Annotated in this window: 10 protein-coding genes; 7 read left to right on the top strand and 3 right to left on the bottom strand. The window is 72.6% G+C overall.

Going from position 1 to position 13,879, the window contains the following annotated elements; all coding sequences use genetic code 11:
• From ACFYNO_RS00320 to ACFYNO_RS00300, 5 genes are all read left to right on the top strand, one after another.
• Complete coding sequence (locus ACFYNO_RS00320) at positions 1 to 951, top strand: ABC transporter permease (RefSeq protein ID WP_388002693.1); 951 nt, start codon at positions 1 to 3, stop codon at positions 949 to 951.
• Positions 948 to 1,937, top strand: a complete 990-nt coding sequence (locus ACFYNO_RS00315; RefSeq protein WP_388002690.1) for an ABC transporter permease — start codon at positions 948 to 950, stop codon at positions 1,935 to 1,937. The genes ACFYNO_RS00320 and ACFYNO_RS00315 overlap by 4 nt, the downstream gene beginning before the upstream one ends.
• On the top strand, positions 1,934 to 2,908 hold the full coding sequence (locus ACFYNO_RS00310) for an ABC transporter ATP-binding protein (protein ID WP_388002687.1): 975 nt from the start codon (positions 1,934 to 1,936) through the stop codon (positions 2,906 to 2,908). The genes ACFYNO_RS00315 and ACFYNO_RS00310 overlap by 4 nt, the downstream gene beginning before the upstream one ends.
• On the top strand, positions 2,905 to 3,909 hold the full coding sequence (locus tag ACFYNO_RS00305; RefSeq protein ID WP_388002684.1) for an ABC transporter ATP-binding protein: 1,005 nt from the start codon (positions 2,905 to 2,907) through the stop codon (positions 3,907 to 3,909). Before ACFYNO_RS00310 ends, ACFYNO_RS00305 begins: the two co-directional genes overlap by 4 nt.
• A gap of 225 nt (positions 3,910 to 4,134) precedes the next feature.
• Complete coding sequence (locus ACFYNO_RS00300; protein WP_388002681.1) at positions 4,135 to 5,859, top strand: glycoside hydrolase family 36 protein; 1,725 nt, start codon at positions 4,135 to 4,137, stop codon at positions 5,857 to 5,859.
• A gap of 56 nt (positions 5,860 to 5,915) precedes the next feature.
• On the opposite strand, the gene ACFYNO_RS00295 is transcribed toward ACFYNO_RS00300, so the two are convergent.
• On the bottom strand, positions 5,916 to 7,985 hold the full coding sequence (locus tag ACFYNO_RS00295; protein WP_388002678.1) for a prolyl oligopeptidase family serine peptidase: 2,070 nt from the start codon (positions 7,983 to 7,985) through the stop codon (positions 5,916 to 5,918).
• A gap of 48 nt (positions 7,986 to 8,033) precedes the next feature.
• Between ACFYNO_RS00295 and ACFYNO_RS00290 the strand changes: the two genes are divergently transcribed.
• Entirely contained in the window at positions 8,034 to 9,215 is a 1,182-nt protein-coding gene (locus ACFYNO_RS00290; protein WP_388002675.1) for an aminotransferase class V-fold PLP-dependent enzyme, read from the top strand.
• Here ACFYNO_RS00290 and ACFYNO_RS00285 read toward each other — a convergent pair.
• Positions 9,184 to 9,558, bottom strand: coding sequence for a hypothetical protein (locus ACFYNO_RS00285; protein ID WP_388002672.1), 375 nt, complete (start codon positions 9,556 to 9,558; stop codon positions 9,184 to 9,186). The genes ACFYNO_RS00290 and ACFYNO_RS00285 overlap by 32 nt on opposite strands.
• 173 nt (positions 9,559 to 9,731) lie before the next feature.
• Between ACFYNO_RS00285 and ACFYNO_RS00280 the strand changes: the two genes are divergently transcribed.
• Positions 9,732 to 12,596, top strand: a complete 2,865-nt coding sequence (locus tag ACFYNO_RS00280; RefSeq protein WP_388002669.1) for a DEAD/DEAH box helicase — start codon at positions 9,732 to 9,734, stop codon at positions 12,594 to 12,596.
• 153 nt (positions 12,597 to 12,749) lie between these two features.
• Here the strand turns inward: ACFYNO_RS00280 and ACFYNO_RS00275 are convergent, their stop codons facing one another.
• Positions 12,750 to 13,778 (bottom strand): sphingomyelin phosphodiesterase, encoded by a 1,029-nt coding sequence (locus ACFYNO_RS00275; protein ID WP_388002666.1) that lies wholly within the window; start codon positions 13,776 to 13,778, stop codon positions 12,750 to 12,752.
• Between the last annotated feature and the right edge of the window lie 101 nt (positions 13,779 to 13,879).

Here is a 13,879-nt window from a genome sequence, read left to right as displayed (position 1 = left end):
GTGACCACCACCGTTCCTGCCGTGCAGGAGCCGGCCGAGCGCCAGGTGCAGGCTCCCGCCTCGCCCTGGCGCTCGGCCTGGCGCCGCCTGCGCCGCCGTCCGGCCGCCATGATCGGCCTCGGCCTCATCTTCTTCTTCATCCTGCTGGCACTGCTGGCATCACCGCTCTCCAACATCGAGGGCTGGGGCCCGACCGACACCGACAAGTGGTCGATCGATCCCAACCTCGGCGGCCTGCCCTACGGCAGCGCCGGCGGCGTCAGCTCCAGCCACTGGCTCGGCGTCGAGCCGGTGATCGGCCACGACGTCTTCTCCCGCCTGCTGTTCGGCGCGCAGATCTCGCTGCTGGTGGCCTTCGCCTCGGCACTGCTGATCACCGCGGTCGGCGTCACGGCCGGAGTGATCGCGGGCTACTTCGGCGGCCGCATCGACATGGTGATCAGCCGGTTCATGGACATCATGATGTCCTTCCCGAGCCTGATCTTCATGATCGCGCTGCTCTCGGTAGCCAACAACATCAACCGGGTGCTGCTGCTGATCATCGTGATGAGCCTCTTCACCTGGCCCTACATCGCCCGCGTGGTGCGCGGCCAGACGATCTCGCTCAAGCACCGCGAGTACGTGGAGGCGGCCCGGGCCAGCGGCACCGGCAGCGCCCGGATCGTGCTCACCGAGATCCTGCCCAACCTGAGCAGCACGATCATCGTCTACGTGACGCTGGCGATCCCGACCCTGATCGGGTCCGAGGCCGGCCTCACCTTCCTCGGTGTCGGTGTCCGTCCGCCGACGGCCTCCTGGGGCCAGATGATCAGCGACTCGGAGCTGTACTACAAGCACGACCCGATGTTCTTCGTCCTGCCCAGCGCCTGCCTCTTCCTGGTGGTGCTCGGCTTCACCCTGCTCGGCGACGCGCTGCGCGACGTCCTGGACCCGAAGGGCGGCAACGGATGATCGCCTATCTGATCCGCCGACTCCTGGGAATCGCGCTCACCCTGCTGATCATCTGCGCGGTGACCTTCACGATCTTCTACCTGCTGCCTGCCGACCCGGCCCAGGCCATGTGCGGCAAGTCCTGCACCCCGGAGCACGTGAACGAGGTGCGCCAGCAGCTCGGCCTCAACCAACCGGTGTACGAGCAGTTCGCCCGCTACGTGTCGTCGATCTTCACCGGCCGCACCATGGGCACCGGCACGCAAGCCGTGCAGTGCGACTTCCCGTGCTTCGGCTACTCCTTCCAGACCGGCCTGCCCGTCTGGAGCATCATCACCAGCTCGATGCCCACCAGCATCTCGCTGGCGATCGGCTCGGCCGTGCTCTGGCTGATCATGGGCCTGCTGGCCGGCGTCGTCTCCGCGCTGAAGAAGAACTCCTGGATCGACCGGTCGCTGATGGTCGGCACCATCGGCGCCGCCGCGATGCCGGTGTACTTCACCGCGATGCTGCTCATGTACTTCGTCTGCATGCAGTGGGGCTGGCTCCCGCTGCCGCGGTACGTCGACTTCACCGCCGACCCGGTCGGCTGGGCGCAGAACATGATCCTGCCCTGCCTCACCCTGGCCCTGGCCACCGCGGCGATGTACGCCCGGATGACCCGCAGCTCGGTGATCGAGACGCTCGGCGAGCCGTTCGTCCGCACCGCCCGGGCCAAGGGCCTGCGCGAGGGCCGGGTGGTCGGCAAGCACGGGCTGCGCCCGGCGCTGACCCCGGTGGTCACCATGCTCGGCATGGACCTCGGCGGCCTGCTGGCCGGCGCGGTGATCACCGAGCAGTTGTACGGCCTGCCCGGCGTGGGCAAGCTGTTCGCCCACTCGCTGAACGCCTCCGACCAGCCCGTGGTCATGGGCATCACGCTGCTCGCCGCCTTCTTCATCGTCAGCTCCAACCTGGTCGTGGACGTGCTCTACGCCTGGATCGACCCCCGAGCGAGGCTGTCGTGACGCTGCTCGAAGTCCGCGACCTCGCGGTTGAGTTCAACACCCCCGACGGCATCGTCAAGGCCGTCAAGGGAGTCGACTTCTCGGTGGACAGCGGCCAGGTGCTCGGCCTGGTCGGCGAGTCCGGCTCCGGAAAGTCCGTCACCTCGCTGGCCGTCATGGGCCTGCACCGCGGCGCCAAGGTGACCGGTTCGGTGAAGTTCGAGGGCACCGAGCTGATCGGCGCCGACCCGGAGGCCGTGCGCAAGCTGCGCGGCCGCCGGATGGCGATGATCTTCCAGGACGCACTGACCTCGCTGCACCCGTACTTCACCATCGGCGACCAGATCTCCGAGGCGCACCGGGAGCACTTCGGGTCCAGCAAGAAGGTGTCCTGGGCCCGCGCCGTGGAGGTGCTGGGCGACGTCGGCATCCCGGAGCCGGCCCGCCGGGCGGGAGAGTATCCGCACCAGTTCTCCGGCGGCATGCGCCAGCGCGCGATGATCGCGCTGGCCCTGGCCTGCGAACCCGACCTGATCATCGCCGACGAGCCGACCACCGCCCTGGACGTCACCGTCCAGGCCCAGGTGCTCGACCTGCTGGTCAAGCTCAAGGACGAGCGCGGCCTCGGCGTCATCATGATCACCCACGACCTGGGGGTGATCGCCCGGGTCGCCGACCAGGTGCTGGTCATGTACGGCGGCTCGGCCATCGAGCAGGCGGACGCGGACACCATGTTCGCCCTGCCCCGGCATCCGTACACCCGCGGCCTGCTGGACTCGCTGCCCCGGCTGGACAGCGACGGGGAGGAGCTGCGGGCCATCCCCGGCAGCCCGCCCTCGCTGCTCAACCCGCCGGCCGGCTGCGCCTTCCACCCGCGCTGCGCGGTCTACGCGGCTTCCCCGCACGACGGCTGCACCGCGGCCCGCCCGCCGCTGCTCGAGGTGGTCCAGGGCCACCGCAGCGCCTGCAGCCACCCCGAGGTGACCGAATGACCACCCCCCTGATGCAGGTCACCGACCTCGGCATGACCTACCCCTCGCGCCGCCGCGGGGCCGGGATCAAGGCCGTGGACGGCCTCAGCTTCGAGGTCCGGCCCGGCGAGACCCTCGGCCTGGTCGGCGAGTCCGGCTGCGGCAAGTCCACCACCGGGCGGATGCTGGTCCGGCTGCTCGACCCGACGGCGGGTCAGGTGCGGTTCCAGGGCCAGGACATCAGCAAGCTGAGCCAGCGGGAGATGCGTCCGCTGCGGGCCAAGCTGCAGATCATCTTCCAGGACCCGTTCGCCTCGCTGAACCCGCGGCAGAGCGTGCAGCAGATCATCTCCGCCCCGCTGCGCGCCCAGGGCGTCTCCAAGGCCGACCAGGTCAAGGAGGTGCGCGAGCTGATCCAGCTGGTCGGCCTGGCGCCGGAGCACCTGGACCGCTACCCGCACCAGTTCTCCGGCGGCCAGGCCCAGCGCATCGGCATCGCCCGGGCGCTGGCCACCCGCCCCTCGCTGGTGGTCGCGGACGAGCCGGTCTCCGCCCTGGACGTCTCCATCCAGGCGCAGATCGTCGGCCTGCTGGAGCGGCTGCAGCGCGAGCTGGACGTCGCCTACGTCTTCATCGCGCACGACCTGGCGGTGGTCAAGCACATCAGCCACCGGGTCGCCGTGATGTACCTCGGCCGGATCGTCGAGATCGGTGAGAAGGAGCAGGTGTACGCCAACCCGGCGCACCCCTACACCAAGGCCCTGCTCTCCGCGGTGCCGCTGCCGGATCCGGCGGCGGAGCGGGCCAGGGAGCGGATCGTGCTGCTCGGCGACCCGCCGAGCCCCGCGAACCCGCCGAGCGGTTGCACCTTCCACCCCAGGTGCCCCAAGGCCAAGGAGGTCTGCCGCACGGAAGCACCCCTGCTGCAGCTGACCTCCGGACCGGGCGAGCGGCAGGTCGCCTGCCACTTCCCGGAAAACGGGAACAGCCCGGAGAACGGGAACAGCCCGGACGGCGAGTGAGACCGGTACCCGGCCCGACCACCCCGCGGGCCGGGTACCGCCCTGTCGTGCCGCTCCACCCCCTGCACGGCCGGAGCACCCCTGCCGGCGGCGGCCCACCCGGTGCCGCCGCCGGCACCCCCGACCCCCGGTCGGGCGCGGTGGGGACCCTGACGAGGACCGCGCCCGACCGGGCCCCGTTCTTCGCGATCGAGACACCCTTCGCGATCGAGAGAGGCAGCACCTGTGGCAACCCTGAGCTGGGACGGCAGCGCGCCGCCCTCCGGTCGCACCGAGACCACCCGGGAACTCGCGAGCCCCGTCCCCGGCCTGCGGCTGCGGGCGGTGGCGGTCGGCGCGTCCGAGCTGGAGGTCTCCGTCAGCGGCACCGACCGGCTGCTGCAGATCGAGGCCGCCCCGGCGGGCGCCTCGGACGAGCTGCCCGCGCGGGTGCGGATCGAGTGGCGGCTGCCCTGCACCGGGGCCACCGCGCTCTGGCGCCCCTACACCGACGGCCGCTGGCTGCCGCCGTCCTGGAGCGAGCCCCGGGAGGCCTCGCTGGCCTCCGGCGCCCCGATCGGCTCGCTGGTCGGCGCCGGTGACGCGGCGCTGTGCACCTACGCGGTGGCCGAGCCGGTCGGCCCGGTGCGGATCGGCGAGGGCGTGGTCGAGGAGACCGGCGACTTCACCGGCTGGGCCGAGCAGCAGGGCCGCATCGTGCTGCGGCTGGACCTGACCCAGCGCCACTTCAGCGACACCGTGCGCGAGATGGTGCAGTGGTGGGAGGCCGGGCTGAGTCCGGCCCGGGTGCCGGACGAGGCCTTCGAGCCGGTCTTCTGCACCTGGTACGCCAAGCACCTGGAGATCACCGCCCCCGAGGTGGAGCGGCTGGCCGCACTGGCCGCCCCGCTCGGCTTCGGCGCGGTGATCGTGGACGACGGCTGGCAGACCCCCGAGGTGACCCGCTCCTACGGCACCGCGGGCGACTGGGAGCCGGCCTTCCCCGAGTTCACCGAGCACGTGCAGCGGGTGCAGGACCTCGGCCTGGGCTACCTGCTCTGGTGCGCGCTGCCGTTCGCCGGCGACCGCAGCGCCCTCGGGCAGCGGTTCGCCGGGCGCCACCTCTCCTACCGGGAGGAGCTGCAGACCTCGGTGCTGGACCCGTCGATCCCCGAGGTCCGGGCCCACCTGGTGGCCCGGCTCGGCGAGCTGGTCACCAGGTACGGGCTGGACGGCCTCAAGGTGGACTTCATCGACACCTTCGCCCGGGCCGGCGCCGCGACCGAGGGCGTGCGGCTGCTGCTCGCCGAACTGGACGAGGTGCTGCCGGCCGGCCTGCTGATCGAGCACCGCCAGCCGTACGTCGGCCCCGGCCTGTGGCCGCACGCCACCATGGTGCGGGCCACCGACTGCCCGCACAACGCCGCCGAGAACCGCCAGCGCACCACCGACCTGCGGCTGACCGCCGGCCCGCTGGCCGTGCACGCCGACCCGCTGACCTGGCACCCGGGCGAGTCGCCGACCGAGATCGCGGTGCTGCTGCAGCAGGTCTTCTTCGCCACCGCCCAGGTCTCGGTGGACCTCGGGCTGCAGAGCCCGGAGCAGCTGGCCGCGGTGCGGTTCTGGCTGGAGGTGGCCCGCGAGCACGTGGACCTGCTGCAGCGCGGCCGGTTCCGGGCCTACCGCCCGGAGCTGGGCTACCCGCTGCTGGAGTCGGCCGACGGCGCCGCCCGGGCCTTCGGCCGGTACGCGCCGGTGCCGATCGAGGCGGACGCCGAGTGGTCGCTGCTGCTGGTGGCCAACGCCGACGCCGACCCGCAGGTCCGGCTCAGCTTCCCCGAACCGCTGGGCTCGGTCGAGGTGCTGGTGCGCGACGCCCAGGGCGCCGTGCTCAGCGAGTACGCGGTGGAGTGCGGCACCGAGCTGGCCGTCACGGCCGCCCGCGGCTCGCTGCTGACGCTGCGCCGCTGACCTGCCGTCAGCTGCGCGGAGGGCCCGGCCGGTCGGCCGGGCCCTCCGGCGTCCGATCAGAGCCCGAGCGCGGACCGCAGGAAGGCCAGCTCGGCGGCGACCATCCGCTCGTGGCTGCCCTCGGCCGTCAGGTGGCTGATCCCGGGCAGCGGCAGCACGCTGTGCGGGCGGCCGGCCGCGTGCAGGGCGGCGGAGAGCCGCAGGGTGTGCGAGGGGTGCACGTTGTCGTCGGCCAGGCCGTGGATCAGCAGCAGCGGCCGGGTCAGCGCCGGGGCGTCCGGCAGCAGGCAGTCGGCCAGGTAGACCTCCTCGTTCTCCTGCGGCAGGCCGAGGTAGCGCTCGGTGTAGGCGGTGTCGTAGGTGCGGAAGTCGGTCGGGCCCGCGCCGGCCGAGGCGGCGTGGAAGACCTCCGGATGGCGCAGCACGGCCATCGCGGCCAGGTAGCCGCCGTAGGACCAGCCGCGCACCGCGACCCGGCCCAGGTCCAGGTCCGGCTCGCGCTCGCCGAGCGCCAGCAGCCCCGCGACCTGGTCCTCCATGGTCACCCGGGAGAAGCCGCGGAACATCGCCTTGGCGAAGGCGGGGGAGACGAACGGCGTACCCCGGTTGTCGATGGTGACCACGGCGAAGCCCTGGTCGGCCCACCACTGGCGCAGCTGCCAGCGTCGCGGCTCGCTGGCCACCGCCTGGTAGCCCGGGCCGCCGTAGACGTCCAGCAGCACCGGCAGCCGCTCGCCGGACCGGTGCCCGCGCGGGTAGACCACGGCGGTGGGCAGGCCGTGCTCGGTGACCCGGGCCAGCTTGGGCCGGACCAGGTAGGGCAGCGGCTCGCTGAGATCGGCCAGCTCGGTCTCCACGCCCCTGCGCAGCACCCGGCGGCGCACGCCCGTCCCGGTCGCGGAGATCAGCAGCAGGCTCTCGCCGGCGGCCAGCGCGGAGTGCACGCCGGGGCCTTCGGAGAGCCGTTCCAGCGCGCCGTCGGCCGGGTCCAGGACGAGCACCTGCTGGTCGGCCGGGTCGCCGTCGGTGGCCTCGATCAGCAGCCGGGTGCCGAGCCGGCCGACCACCCGGCGGACCTGGATCCGCTCGGAGCTGAGGATCTTGCCGTCCAGAGCGACCGCCCGGGCCTGCCCGTCCGGGCTGTCGGCGGAGGTCAGCAGCGAGCCGTCGGCCAGCCGGGCGGGGGTGCCGGGCAGGTCGTCCACCCAGCAGTGGTCCTCGGTGCGGGAGAGCTCGGTGGTCCGGCCGGTGGCCGGGTCCGCGCTGAGCAGCAGCACCCGCTGCTGCAGCCGGTCGGCGATGGTGAGCAGGATCTCTCCGTTGCCGTCCCAGTCGGCCGCGCTGACGTACGGGTAGCGCTCGGCGTCCCAGTCCAGCCGCACCCGGGAGCCGTCCAGCCCGAGCACCCAGAGCTGGACGTCGGCGTTGGGGCCGCCGGCCTGCGGGTAGCTGAAGGACTCGGCGGGGCGGTCCGGGTGGGCCGGGTCGGCGAAGTGGCGGCGCGGCACCGCGGAGTCGTCCACCCGGGCGGCCAGCACGGCGCTGCCGTCCGGCGCCCACCAGTGGCCGCGGTGCCGGCCCAGCTCCTCGGCGGCGGCGAACTCGGCCACGCCCCAGCGGGCGCCGTCGGCCGGGCTGAGCGGCTGCTCGCGGCCGGTCAGGTGGAGCACGTCGTCGACCACGTAGGCGATGGCGCTGCCGTCGGCGTTCGGGCGGGGGTCGAAGACCGGGCCGGCGGCGGGCAGCTGCTCGACGCCGTCCGGGCGGGCCCGGAAGAGCCGGCCGTCGAGCGCGAAGACGGCGGTGCCGGCGTCGGGGGTGGCGGCGAAGGTGCCGATTCCGCGGGCGAACAGCCGGGTGCGCTCGCGCAGCCGGCGCTCCAGTAGCGGCAGGTCGGCCGGGTCGCCGGTGCGGCCGGGCAGCAGGGCCGCCGGGTCGGCCAGCAGCCGCTCCTGACCGGTGGTCAGGTCCAGCTGCCAGAGGCGGTCGAAGGCGTCCCGGGGGCCGGCCGAGCGGAGCAGCAGCAGCCGGTCGCCGTCGGCCGAGAAGCTGAACGCGCGGGGCGCGCCGTAACTGAACCTTCCGGTGGCGGCGCTGAGTGCGAGAAAGTGGTCGTCAGTGGTCACTGCCCGATGGTTGCCCCCGGGCGGGCCATTCGGCTAGAAATGTGCAGTGTGAAATGTCACACAGCAATTCTCCCGGACCCGATCGAGGACGCCGCCGAGCTCTTCGACCTCGACCCCGCCGTCACCCACCTCAACCACGGCTCCTACGGCACCGTCCCGCGCGAGGTGACCGAGGTCCAGCTGGCCTTCCGCCGCGAGCAGGAGGCCGACCCGGACGACTTCTTCCTCACCGCGCCCGGCCGGGTGGCCGAGGCCCGCACCGCCGTGGCCGGCCTCTTCAACGCCGACCCGGCCGGACTGGCCCTGCTCAGCAACGTCACCGAGGCGATCGCGGTGGCGCTGGACACCATCCCGTTCGCCCCCGGTGACGAGATCCTGGTGACCGACCACGGCTACGGCGTGGTCAACCTGGCCGCCGAGCGCCGGGCCGCCGAGTGCGGTGCCGTGGTGCGGGTGGTGGCGCTGCCGCTGGAGGCGGCCGACCCGGCCCCGCTGGTGCTGGCCGCCGTCACCGCGCGGACCAGGGCGGTGATCCTGGACAAGATCACCTCGCCGACCGCCCGGGTGGTCGCCACCCCCGCACTGCTGGACGCACTGGCCGCGCGCGGGGTGATCACCCTGGTGGACGCCGCGCACGCGCCCGGGATGCTGCCGGTGGACCTGGAGGTCGAGCGGGCCGACTTCTGGTTCGGCAACCTCCACAAGTGGGCCTTCACCCCCCGGCCGACCGCCGTGCTGGCCGTCTCCGCGGCCTGGCGTGAGCGGGTCCGCCCGCTCACCTACTCCTGGGAGCACGCGGGCGGATTCCCGGGCAACGTCGAGTGGCGGGGTACCGCCGACTACACCGGCTGGCTGGCCGCCCCCACCGGGCTGGCGCTGCTGCACCGGCTCGGCCTCGACCGGGTGCGCGAGCACAACGCCCGGCTCGCCGAGTACGGCCGGCGGCTGCTGGTCGAGCGCACCGGGCTGGGTGAGCTGCCGGCCTCGCCGGGCGTCTCGATGGGTGCGGTGCGGCTGCCCGCCGGGGTGGCCGAGACCGAGGAGCAGGTCCGGCCGCTGATGGCCGAGGTGCTGGCGAAGCTGGGCACCCGGGTGGCGGTGCGGCCCTGGGCGGGCGGCGGGGTGCTGCGGGTCAGCGCGCAGATCTACAACCGGCCCGAGGAGTACGAGCGGCTGGCCGACGGGCTGGGCGCGCTGCTCACACCTCCAGGGCGTTCTCGATCAGCCTGAGCTGGTGCCGGGCCATGGCCAGGTTGGACCGGTTGCGGGCGAGCGCCAGGTAGAGGAAGAGCCCGCGGCCGGTCTGCTTTGTCAGCGGCCGGATCAGGTGGTACTGACCCGTGAGGGTGATCAGGATGTCCTCGATCTCGTTGTCGTGCAGGTTGAGCAGCTCCATGGTGCGCATCTTGGCCCGCACCACGTCGGTGTTCCCGGCCGCGGCCACCTCGAGGTTCAGCTCGTTGTTGTCGCCCAGCATGCCCATCGCCATGCCACTGCCGTAGTCGACCAGGGCCACCCCGATCGAGCCCTCGATGGTCATCGCTTCCTTGAGCGCCGACTCCACGTTCGCCACGGCCGTTCCCCTCTCGATCACAGGTTTCCGTCGACTCTAGGGAGCGCGGACACGCAGGGTTGACGATTGATCACAGCTGATCGAAAGGTGACGGACGGTGTGCTGATGTGACCGTCAGCAGTGGGCAAAACGGTGTGATCGATGTCAGCCCAGACGGGTAACCTCAGGCTGAGATGCAGGAACAGCACACCCGTGACCCCAGGAGCAGCGCTCTGTCCGCCGAAGAGATGAGCCCAGCCGAGGCCTATTCGGCCGCCCGCCGGCGCGCGATCGAGCAGCGCACCGAGTTGTACGGATTCCAGGAGCTCTACGACTTCCCGCTCGACCCCTTCCAGATCGAGGCCTGCGAGGCGCTGGAGGCCGGCGAGGGTGTGCTGGTCGCCGCCCCCACCGGCTCGGGGAAGACCATCGTCGGGGAGTTCGCCGTCCACCTCGCGCTGGCCGCAGGCCGCAAGTGCTTCTACACCACCCCGATCAAGGCCCTGTCCAACCAGAAGTACGCCGACCTGGTCAAGCGCTACGGCGCCGCCAAGGTCGGCCTGCTCACCGGCGACAACACGGTCAACGGCGACGCGCCCGTGGTGGTGATGACCACCGAGGTGCTGCGCAACATGCTCTACGCCGGCTCCTCGACCCTGAACGGCCTCGGCTACGTGGTGATGGACGAGGTCCACTACCTCGCCGACCGGTTCCGCGGCGCGGTCTGGGAGGAGGTGATCATCCACCTGCCCGAGTCGGTCACCCTGGTCTCGCTCTCCGCCACCGTCTCCAACGCCGAGGAGTTCGGCGACTGGCTGGACACCGTGCGCGGCGGCACCAAGGTCATCGTCGCCGAGCACCGCCCGGTCCCGCTCTGGCAGCACGTGATGGCCGGCAACCGGATGTACGACCTGTTCTCCAACCCGGACGTGGACGGCCGGCCCAAGGGCAACCAGAAGAACCCGGGCAAGGCCGTCAACCCCGAGCTGGTCCGGCTGGCCCGGGCCGAAGCCGACCGCAACCCCCGGTTCGCCGGGCGCGGCCGCGGCCGCTCGATGCCCAACGGCCGGCCCAGCCGGGTCTGGACCCCGGGCCGGGCCGACGTGATCGACCGGCTGGACGCCGAGGGCCTGCTGCCCGCGATCACCTTCATCTTCAGCCGGGCCGGCTGCGAGGCCGCCGTGCAGCAGGTGCTGCACTCCGGGCTGCGGCTCAACTCCGACCAGGAGCGCCGCCAGGTCCGCGCCCTCGTCGAGGAGCGCACCGCCGCGATCCCCGACGAGGACCTGCACGTGCTCGGCTACTACGAGTGGCTGGACGCGCTGGAGCGCGGGGTGGCCGCGCACCACGCCGGCATGCTGCCGCGGTTCAAGGAAGTGGTCGAGGAGCTCTTCCTCAAGGGCCTGGTCAAGGCGGTCTTCGCGACCGAGACGCTGGCCCTGGGCATCAACATGCCGGCCCGCTCGGTGGTCATGGAGAAGCTGGTCAAGTGGAACGGTGAGGCGCACGCCGACCTGACCCCCGGCGAGTACACCCAGCTCACCGGCCGGGCCGGGCGCCGCGGCATCGACGTCGAGGGCCACGCCGTGGTGCTCTGGCAGCGCGGCCTGGACCCGGAGGTGCTGGCCGGCCTGGCCGGCACCCGCACCTACCCGCTGCGCTCCTCCTTCAAGCCGTCCTACAACATGGCGGTCAACCTGGTCGCCCAGTTCGGCCGGCACCGCTCCCGGGAGCTGCTGGAGACCTCCTTCGCGCAGTTCCAGGCCGACCGCTCGGTGGTCGGCATCTCCCGGCAGGTGCAGAAGAACGAGGAGGGCCTGGAGGGCTACCGCGAGTCGATGACCTGTCACCTGGGCGACTTCCAGGAGTACATGGGCCTGCGCCGGAAGCTCAAGGACCGGGAGAACGAGCTGGCCCGCGAGGGAAGCAGCCAGCGCCGGTCGGCCGCCATCGAGGCGGTCGAGGCGCTCAAGCCCGGCGACGTGATCCACGTGCCGACCGGCCGGTTCGCCGGCCTCGCCCTGGTGCTCGACCCCGGCCTGCCGCCGGTCAGCCGCAGCCGCGGCGGGATGCGGCACCCGGACTACCAGGACGGGCCGCGCCCGGTGGTGCTCACCGCCGAGCGGCAGGTCAAGCGGCTGGCGATGATCGACTTCCCGCACCCGGTGGTGCCGATCGACCGGCTGCGGATCCCCAAGTCCTTCAACCCGCGCAGCCCGCAGTCCCGCCGCGACCTGGCCTCCACGCTGCGCACCAAGGCCGGCCACGTGGAGCCCGAGCGGTTCCACCGGGGCCGGGCCGCCGCGGCCGACGACCCCGAGATCGCCCGGCTGCGCACCGAGCTGCGGGCCCACCCCTGCCACGGCTGCAACGAGCGCGAGGACCACGCCCGGTGGTCCGAGCGCTACCAGCGGCTGCACCGGGACACCGAGGTGCTGGAGCGCAAGATGCGCTCGCGCACCCACACCATCGCGCGCACCTTCGACCGGGTCTGCGGGCTGCTCGGCGACCTCGGCTACCTGGCCGGGGACACCGTCACCTCGGACGGCAAGCGGCTCGGCCGGCTCTACGGCGAGCTGGACCTGCTCGCCTCGGAGTGCATCCGGGAGGGCGTCTGGAAGGGCCTGGCCGCGGCCGAGCTGGCCGCCTGCGCCTCCGCCCTGGTCTACGAGTCCCGGCAGTCCGACGACGCGGGCGCGCCCCGGCTGCCGGAGGGCAAGGCCAAGGATGCGCTGGGCCGGATGGTGCGGATCTGGGGCCACCTGGACGCGCTGGAGGAGCAGCACCGGATCAACACCGCCGAGGGCGTCGGCCAGCGCGAGCCCGACCTGGGCTTCGCCTGGGCCGCCTACCGCTGGGCCCTCGGGCACAGCCTGGACCAGGTGCTGCGGGACGCCGAGATGCCGGCCGGCGACTTCGTGCGCTGGACCAAGCAGCTGATCGACGTGCTGGGCCAGATCCAGGACGCGGCGGGCGAGGACAGCGAGCTGCGCGCCACCGCCCGCAAGGCGGTGGACGGGCTGCGGCGCGGCATCATCGCCTACTCCTCGGTGGGCTGAGCACGCGCCGAGGGGGGGGGGGGGGGGGGGGGGGGGGCCCCCCCCCCCCCCCCCCCCCCCCCCCCGGGGCGCGGCGGGGGGGGGGGGCGGCGGCGCGGGGGCCGCCCGCCGCCCCCCCCCCCGCGGCGTCAGCCCGCGCAGTCGATGCAGATCTCAGTTCAGCTGGAAGGTCGCCTCGACCGGGTAGTGGTCGCTGGGCGACTCGGTGTCCAGCTGGCCGGCGGTCCAGCCGGCCTGCGGGTCGAAGTCGGTCTTCACCTGCGGCAGCGCGACCGGCACCGGGCGGCCCGGGGCGTTCAGGTAGCCCAGGTAGTCCAGGTCGTCCCGGTAGTTTGCCGGGAAGGTCTCCACGCCGGCCATGTACTGGCACCAGGCCGAGACGGTGCAGTCCATGGTGGTCAGCGAGGAGGACGGGTCGGTGGCCGGGGTGCCGAGCACGCCGCCCGCCGCGGCCTGGGCGTTGGCGTAGTCGCCGCGGGCCTGGCCGTTGTAGTACTCCACGTTCAGGTCGCCGCCGATCAGCACCGGCGCCGAGCTGCCGACGATGCCGTTCACCCAGGACCTGATCTCGCCCAGCTGGGCCAGCCGGGTGGACTGGGTGGTGTCGGTGGAGGTGTCCGACTCGTCCGCCTGCAGGTGGGTGCCGACCACCCAGCTCTTCACGCCGCCCTTGTTCACCTGGACCAGCGCGGCGCCCTTGTCCGCGTGGTAGTCCCAGGTGCCGTAGGTGGAGTTGCTGAAGACGTGCTGGTACTGCGCGGCGATCGGGTACTTCGAGAGGATCATCGTCCCGCCGTTGATCACGAACGGGGAGCTGGAGCAGTTGCCGCTGGTCCCGTTCCAGCCACCGCCGGAGCAGGTCCCGCCGACCACCGGGGTGCGGTACGGGTAGAGGTCGGCGAGCTTGCTGTTGATGTCGCCGATCGAGGAGTTGTTGAACAGCTCGTCCAGGATCACCACGTCGGCGTTGTGCCGGCGGACGATCGACTCGATCACCGGCGTGCGGGTCGAGGCCTGCTCGTTCTGGCTCCAGTCGACCACCGAGGTGCCCAGGTCCACGTTCCAGGCGAAGACCGAGAGGGTGCTCGGCGCCGTCGCGGCGGAGGCGTTGTGGGCGCCGGAGAGGAGCGCGGTGGCGGTGGCGGCGGCGAAGAGCGCGGCGGTGGTGCGGCGCAGGGTCATGGTGTGGGTGCTCCGAGGGTGCGTCAGCGGGAATCTGACGGTGGGGATCTGACGGTGCTCTGACAGCCGCAAACGGTAGCTACCGGTAAGTACGTCCAGGA

This window comes from Kitasatospora sp. NPDC006697, from assembly GCF_042869935.1.
GTDB lineage: Bacteria > Actinomycetota > Actinomycetes > Streptomycetales > Streptomycetaceae > Kitasatospora.
The sequence above is the reverse complement of the archived record's forward strand: the minus strand, read 5'-3'. Positions and strand labels throughout refer to the sequence as shown.

What these genes read in the sequence shown, in the direction of transcription:
- ACFYNO_RS00315 (WP_388002690.1), top strand. Translation starts at nt 948, where the DNA reads ATGATCGCCTATCTGATCCGCCGACTCCTGGGAATCGCGCTCACCCTG.
- ACFYNO_RS00305 (WP_388002684.1), top strand. Translation starts at nt 2,905, where the DNA reads ATGACCACCCCCCTGATGCAGGTCACCGACCTCGGCATGACCTACCCC.
- ACFYNO_RS00280 (WP_388002669.1), top strand. Translation starts at nt 9,732, where the DNA reads ATGCAGGAACAGCACACCCGTGACCCCAGGAGCAGCGCTCTGTCCGCC.
- ACFYNO_RS00275 (WP_388002666.1), bottom strand. Translation starts at nt 13,778, where the DNA reads ATGACCCTGCGCCGCACCACCGCCGCGCTCTTCGCCGCCGCCACCGCC.